Annotated in this window: 1 protein-coding gene; it reads right to left on the reverse strand. The window is 39.2% G+C overall.

The genetic code is table 11. The annotated features are described in order from the left end of the window. Positions 1-126: 126 nt before the first annotated feature. A partial coding sequence (locus SB749_RS19750) for an HPr family phosphocarrier protein (RefSeq protein ID WP_410711803.1) occupies positions 127-265 on the reverse strand: 139 nt, incomplete at its 5' end.

Consider the following 265-nt stretch of genomic DNA (forward strand, 5'->3'; position numbering starts at 1 on the left):
TGTTCTAAAGCTTCAGGCATTGGCGTCCTTAATTAAATTTTATTACACGATGATGGGGTATCGCTTTATCTTACTTTATATCAGTAAACTACCTCAACCACTATTAACCTTAGCTTATAAGCAGGATTACTCTTGCTCATTAAATCGTTGGTCAATGAGCTCACCAATTGCATTAAGTGCAGGCTCTGCGTCAGGGCCTTCACATACTACCTTAACTTCTTTGCCTTGACTGCTTTCGAGTAACATAAGTGCTAATACACTGTCG

Source organism: Brevibacterium sp. SIMBA_078 (genome assembly GCF_046534565.1).
In the GTDB taxonomy this organism is placed as follows: Bacteria; Actinomycetota; Actinomycetes; order Actinomycetales; family Brevibacteriaceae; genus Brevibacterium.